At 57.1% G+C, this 6,526-nt stretch carries 4 protein-coding genes; all 4 read left to right on the top strand.

Annotated features, from left to right (window positions below):
• Nucleotides 1-578 precede the first annotated feature (578 nt).
• Entirely contained in the window at nt 579-2,444 is a 1,866-nt protein-coding gene (locus ABZT03_RS42475) for a RiPP maturation radical SAM C-methyltransferase (protein ID WP_356049451.1), read from the top strand.
• A 161-nt stretch (nt 2,445-2,605) separates the two neighbouring features.
• Entirely contained in the window at nt 2,606-3,172 is a 567-nt protein-coding gene (locus ABZT03_RS42470) for a DUF5825 family protein (RefSeq protein ID WP_356049452.1), read from the top strand.
• Nucleotides 3,173-3,626: 454 nt separating this feature from the next.
• Nucleotides 3,627-4,769, top strand: a complete 1,143-nt coding sequence (locus ABZT03_RS42465; RefSeq protein WP_356049450.1) for a glycine amidinotransferase — start codon at nt 3,627-3,629, stop codon at nt 4,767-4,769.
• A gap of 236 nt (nt 4,770-5,005) precedes the next feature.
• Nucleotides 5,006-6,295 (top strand): hypothetical protein, encoded by a 1,290-nt coding sequence (locus ABZT03_RS42460; RefSeq protein WP_356049448.1) that lies wholly within the window; start codon nt 5,006-5,008, stop codon nt 6,293-6,295.
• The last annotated feature ends 231 nt before the right edge of the window (nt 6,296-6,526 follow it).

The raw sequence follows: 6,526 nt of genomic DNA, 5'->3' as shown, positions 1-6,526 counted from the left end.
CTAGTGACACGCCACCTCAGCGTGCTCACAGGCATTTCCGCAGATCAACCCGCATTTTCGTGCCCTAGTCGGCACCACTAACTGTGGAACTCAGGCTGACCGCCGCCACCTGACAACCAGCCTTTGCCCCAACACACACCGAGAGGAGGAAGGCCGGCAGCCTCCGGGCCCGTGGAACCCGGCGCACCCCGCAGCGACACGCGACGGCCCACCCTCACACAGCGAGGGACATTACGGGCGAACCACCGGGCCACACAACGACCAAACCCCACCGAAGAATCGAGGTTAAGCATTGATTACTCATATAATCACGGCGCGATTGCCAACAATGGAACATGTAACAATAATAGCTCTTCCTTGCCTTCATCTCTCTTGCTGTCTTAGATTCTTAGAGAGGTGCCTTGAGGCTCAATATGCAAGGCAGGAGGTGAACAGAATGCATAAGAAGGTCGTGCGGAACAACCCCCTGGACCGCGAGCACCGTGCTACCGCATGGATCATGATTGATCGTTAAGCCTTAATGCTGCGGCTCGGGATCTCTCGAGCCGCAGCATTTTATTATCTATCAAGGAAGCTGGATGCGGGTACTTCTCATCAATATGCCCTGGGCGTCCATCGATGTCCCTTCAATATCTCTTGGAATTCTCAAAAAGTCCGTCAACCAGAGACTTCCCGATGTGGACGTCACGGTACTGCATGCGAACCTCGATTTTGTCGACTGGGTGACAGAGGCCACCGAATTTGACCTGGCCGACTATCACTACTATTCGCTATCCTCGTACTTTCTGGGATGCGGTGACTGGGTATTTTCGTCGGCCCTATATAAGGATCCCCTATGGCGGGTGCGCGAATTTACCGAGCGACACGAGCATTCCATGAGCTCAGAGCATCTGAACACCACCCTAAACCTCCATCGCCTGGCACCTAATTTCGTAGCGTGGATGGCTGAGCGCATCGTTTCACTCAAAGCAGATGTGGTCGGTTTCACCTCAACCTTCCAACAGAACGCCGCATCACTTTCCGCCGCTCGACACATCAAGGAACTCGCACCCGAAACTGCGATCATCTTCGGCGGAGCAAACTGCGACGGGGAACAGGGTGCCGCGCTACATCGAAACTTCAATTTTGTTGACTACGTTGTCCGTGGAGAGGGGGAAGTAGCGTTTCCCGCTCTGATTCAAAGCCTTCAATCCGGGCAAGGCAAGGAATCGATTCCGGGATTGTGCTGGAGGGATTCCAATAACGGCAGCACGGCCAACGCGATGAGTCGAAGCCCTTTGCCAGCGGCAAGGATCGTCTCTCCCGACTACGATGGGTACTTCGAGCGACTGGAAGTCTCTACTGCGCATGACTGGGTGGAACCACGTCTAGTCATAGAAGGGGCGCGCGGGTGCTGGTGGGGCGAGAAGCATCACTGTACTTTCTGCGGCTTGAACGGCTCTTTCATGGACTTCCGCAGTAAGAGCCCCGAAGTATTCCATCAAGAGATTAGAGATTTGGTGGAGCGCCATAAAGTGCTCGACCTCTTCCTGGTGGACAATATACTCGACATGAAATACGTATCTTCCCTAGTGCCGAGAATTGCAGAATCGGGCATCGACCTTCGGATGCAGGTCGAGATTAAATCGAATATGCGCTTCCAGCAGCTTGAAGCACTGACTAAAGCGGGAATTTTGGGTGTTCAGCCAGGCATCGAAAGCCTGAACAGTCGAGTGCTGGAGATCATGGACAAGGGGGTATCTGGCTGCCGAAATGTTCGCATGCTAAGGGATGGGGAATCCTTGGGCATGACCGTCCTTTGGAATTATCTATACGGTTTTCCGGGGGAGGCAGAGTCCGATTACGTCGGTGTAATGCACCAGCTGCCTGCGCTCCATCACCTGAGTCCGCCTGAAAGCTCGGCGCGAATTGCAATCGAGCGTTTCAGTCCCTATTTTAATCGACCTGAGCTAGGGTTTTCGGAACTGCGACCCGACGGTCAATACGCAATGACGTACGACCTGCCAGAAGAGGAACTATACGCCTTTGCATATATCTTCGATGCCCCGCACCGTGGGATCGATGGTTCGGTTGTGGCACGGCTAGAGGAAGCGCTGTCAGTTTGGCAGAGCGTCTACAAAGCCAGTCGGCTGGTGCAATACGATCTGGGAGAATCAGTAATTCTCTCAAGCGAGCGTCCAGCATTTGACTGGTCCGTTATTGTAATCACAGATGAGATGGAACTCGCTGCCTTCCGACTTCTCGACGAACCACGTACCGTTGAGTCACTTGTCGGTAAAATCGCGGGTAGTGGGATTTCCGTTGACGAGGAGACAGTCACTGATCTGCTTCGTCACTGGCATTCGTTGGGATTGATCTTCGAAGAAAACGACTACTTCGTGCAGCTTGCAACCAAAGGTGAGAATCAGCAGCTTGCTCGCATCGACTGTAGGTTTGCGGATTGACCCGCTGAACATTATCAGTGAGGGACATTTGGTAGCGTCGTCGTACACGTTGCTCTCAAACTGTAGGGAAAGTTTTGACGAATCTCTCCACCGTACGCGGAGACGGCTTTGCCGTAGCCGCTTATCGTGACATAGACCAGGCTGTCAACGCGGCACCGGGCATGGCCCTAGGAAACCATCTCATCTCGTACGATGACTTGTCAGCCGTAGCTGAAAACCTGTACCGGCGCGGCGCTCGGCTGGTGAAATTCTTGAATCCAATCGATCCTGAGAGTCCCCATGGTGCTCTCCAGACGTGCCTTCTGCGTGATTTGACTGCCTGGGGAATTTTGGTCGAATGGACAGCGCTAACACGAGAAGATGCCTCCCTCTGGCCTATGCTTGGCCACCTCGTTCCCCCTGGGCAAATCGTTGGTTCCACTAATGAATCGGTTATTGTGGAGACGTGGCGCGCTGAATTCTTTCTATGCCGATGTATCTATCGGCGAGGTATAGGCTTTGTGGAGGTCCGAGATCGCCGCTTTGGCGACCTTCGGCGGTATACCATAGATGACCCGCTCTTTATAGAAACCATCGCAGCGCTTGAGTACTGTGCCGATGTCAATGACCTCGACGAAGATATCGTCGATCAACTGGCGGCCGAAAACCTCGTATTCACATCTGGTGATCGCAAATGGTGGCTCCCTTACAGAGTCCGGAAATGGCCACAACCCGCATTGGCGGTCTGACCACCACTGCCATGCGAGCCCCATGCGCGTCGGTCGCAGCGGCTTTTCCATCTCGCCCGCAAGGTCTGTCGGAGTAGCTGCTCCAATCCGAGCCTATTTTCAACTTTCCTTGCCGGTCTTGGGGTAGGAGCGTTGGGCATGGCTTGGGACACTTCACTGCAGTCGCATGTGCCTGGCAATGCCTTGTCTCGGGTCTATGCGCTCGACAACCTCGGCGCGTTCGTCGCCGTTCCCGTTGGACAAGCAACGGTGGGTCCTCTAGCAGCTGGCGCTGGCGCCTCGCGCGTCGAAGTTCTTGGCGGGATCCTCTTCGCGATCATGGCACTGCTTCCGCTGACCTCGTCTTCTGTCCGGCGTCTGCCAGCAAGCCCCCTCACCTTGGCAAGCCAAGCGACCCGGCACAGAACCCAACAGCACACCGTGATCACTCTCAGCGCCCATAGGCGGTAGGAATATGCAGCTTCAGTCGGATGTCGTGAACTCGTGGAACGAGTGGGACACCTTGCAAGAAGTAGTTGTCGGCTCGGCGGAGAATGCTTGCTTCGAACCGACCGAACCGGGCAATCGCCCACAAGTCCGCAATGCCTCGTCCGATATACTGTTCCCCACCGGCCTCAAGTCTGCAGAGGCTGTGGAGCGCGCCAACGAGGAACTCGCCGGACTGGCAGCCCTTCTCGAGTCCCAGGACGTCTCAGTCCGCCGCCCGCAAGCGTATGACTTTGCCGCACCGCTGCGGACCCCGGGCTTCGAGGTCGACAACCAATACTGTGCGGTCTGCCCACGCGATGTGATGATCACAATCGGCAACGAAATCATCGAAGCCACCATGTCACGTAGAGCCCGCTATTTTGAGTACCAACCCTACCGCAAACTTGTTTATGAGTACTGGAACGCCGACCCCCGAGTGCTATGGACCACTGCTCCCAAGCCGTCCATGTCCGACAGTATGTATCTCGACGAGTTCTGGGAATGGCCTCTGGAGAAGCGCCACGAGCGGATGCACTCATTCGAATTCTGCATCACCCAAGATGAGGTAGTGTTTGACGCCGCCGACATGAGCCGGCTCGGGCGCGACATACTTGTACAGGAGTCGATGACCACAAATCGAGCGGGAATTTTCTGGCTCAAACGGCACCTGGAACCTCGCGGCTTCAGAGTCCACCCAGTGCACTTCCCTCTGGACTTCTTCCCCTCCCATATCGATTGCACGTTCGTTCCGCTTCGCCCCGGCCTGATTCTCACCAACCCAGAGCGGCCCCTACGCGACGGAGAGGAGAAGATGTTTCTCGGCAACGACTGGGAACTGGTCGACGCTCCACAACCCACCACACCGAACAATGAGATGCCGCCGTACTGCCAGTCATCCAAGTGGCTGTCGATGAACGTGCTCAGCATTTCCCCTTCAAAAGTGATCTGCGAGGAGCAGGAGAAGCCGCTGCAGGATCTGCTAAGCAAGCTGGGTTTTGAGGTCTTCTCGGTCCCTTTCCGCAGTGTCTTCGAGTATGGGGGGTCCCTGCACTGCGCGACCTGGGACGTACGCCGCGAAGGCACCCGGGAAGACTACTTCCCTCACCTGGACTACCAGCCACTGACCTGACACGTCGGACCACCAAAACTCTGGCAGCGCGGCGAAGAGGCCATTTATCATTCATGCATTACTCATCCGAAGCGCATCCTAAAGAGGATAGCTGAACATACCCGCAAACGAGTTATTCATTCCCAAGGAGAACGGAAGGCGAATGCCGCGGAGTTCGCAGCTGTCAGAATTCCATAGAAGAGGGTGAGGAAAGAGTGAGGCTCCTAGTAGCAAATGACATCGACGAAATACTCTGGATGAGTAAGGATCCGCGTGCTTGGGCCCAGCGCGTGTTTTGGTTCGCGCAGGAGGGGGACGTCATCATCCTTTCGGACGCGCCAGATCAGGCCTTCGTTCAGCACGTCGGCAGGGTCAAAGGTATCGACATGTCCAAGGTGAGAGTTCACATCTGCCCTCCGGGACGGTACGAGGCGCGGAAACTTGACCCATACGCGATGCTGGCCCCCGAATTCGTCGCCTCGGTGGCCAAGGATCTCAAGAATGTCTCTGAAATCTTTAGCCTCTTCCCCTCAGCCCAACTGAGCGAGTTCGCCGCCCGCCTCGGGATGCGCGACCGTCTACCCGGAGCAGACTTTTTCGCTCAAGGCGGCAGCGAGATGGCCAACAGCAAGGCCACGTTCAGGATTCTCGCCGCCGCAGCCGAAATTGCCAGCGCGCCCGGTACGGTGTGCCGGAGCCCCTATGATGCCGTGCAGGCTATGCTTTGGCTGCTGGCCCAAGGACACAGCGTGATGGTGAAGAAGGCGCACAACGGAATGGGTGCCGGCAACGAGATGGTTCTGTCGTCCGGTGTTGAAGCCCCCACCAACGTTGGCGCCCAGCATATGTACCGCCTCGCCGCCGAGGCAGACGCCGTGACCCGGTACTGGAAGGAACGCTGGGCCTGGGCGTCAGTCGACGGCAAATACCCGGTCGTCGTCGAAGCACTACTCAGCACTGTGGCCACGTACTATGCAGAGTTCCTAGTGCGGGATGCAGGTGTGGAGCTCGGCGGAGTCGGCTGTCTGTCCTTCACGGAGGGTCTGGTGGCACCCCGGGAGACCGTACCGGCGCATGGCCTACCTGATCTGCAACGCCGCGCCTTGGTCTTGGGGGCAGAAGCACTGGCCCGCTCGTACCACGCTCTGGGGTACCGCGGCCACCTGTGCGCGGACGCCGTTGCCACTACGGATGGTGAGATTGTCTTTACCGAGGTCAACGCCCGGACCACGACGTCCACTCACCTCTACAGTGTCATTGCCGACCAGGTCATCGACTTGCCCACAGACGAGGACTACCTGCTGCGGCAGCTGTACCATCCGTTGGCGTGGAACACGCCAACAACCGAAGCCTTCCTCGATGCCATTAACGATGCAGGTCTCGCCTACGATCCCAAACGGCGCAAGGGCATCCTCATGTCGATGCCCGTTGTCCCCGGCAACGGAGGTTGCCTCCTCGTCATCGCCTCCGGAGGCGATGACGAGGAAGAGGCTTACCTCCGCCGGCTGAACGCCCTGTTCGAGGACGCCCCGATGGCAGCCACCTGACGACTGGGCGGTTCGGTAGAGACTTCTTTGCGACGGCGGATATCTATTGAGCCGAAACTATCTGGTTGCCTGCTCCATGGTGTTACGGGCGTGGCGGGGGCGCTGTCACGTTAACGGGCGGGCGTGGGATGGTGCTGTCACGTTAATGAGCTTGTGATCGTCTGGAGGCGTGTCGGGGTGTGGTGGGGCCCGGTGGTTGCCCTGGTTCAGGTCGTGGCGGGCAGGCCGACG

Origin of the sequence: Streptomyces sp. NPDC005574 (assembly GCF_040605435.1) — a bacterium.
Taxonomy (GTDB): domain Bacteria; phylum Actinomycetota; class Actinomycetes; order Streptomycetales; family Streptomycetaceae; genus Streptomyces.
The sequence above is the reverse complement of the archived record's forward strand: the minus strand, read 5'-3'. Positions and strand labels throughout refer to the sequence as shown.

Coding starts and splice junctions, on each gene's coding strand:
- ABZT03_RS42475 (WP_356049451.1), top strand. CDS start 579: ATGCGGGTACTTCTCATCAATATGCCCTGGGCGTCCATCGATGTCCCT.
- ABZT03_RS42470 (WP_356049452.1), top strand. CDS start 2,606: ATGGCCCTAGGAAACCATCTCATCTCGTACGATGACTTGTCAGCCGTA.
- ABZT03_RS42465 (WP_356049450.1), top strand. CDS start 3,627: ATGCAGCTTCAGTCGGATGTCGTGAACTCGTGGAACGAGTGGGACACC.
- ABZT03_RS42460 (WP_356049448.1), top strand. CDS start 5,006: ATGAGTAAGGATCCGCGTGCTTGGGCCCAGCGCGTGTTTTGGTTCGCG.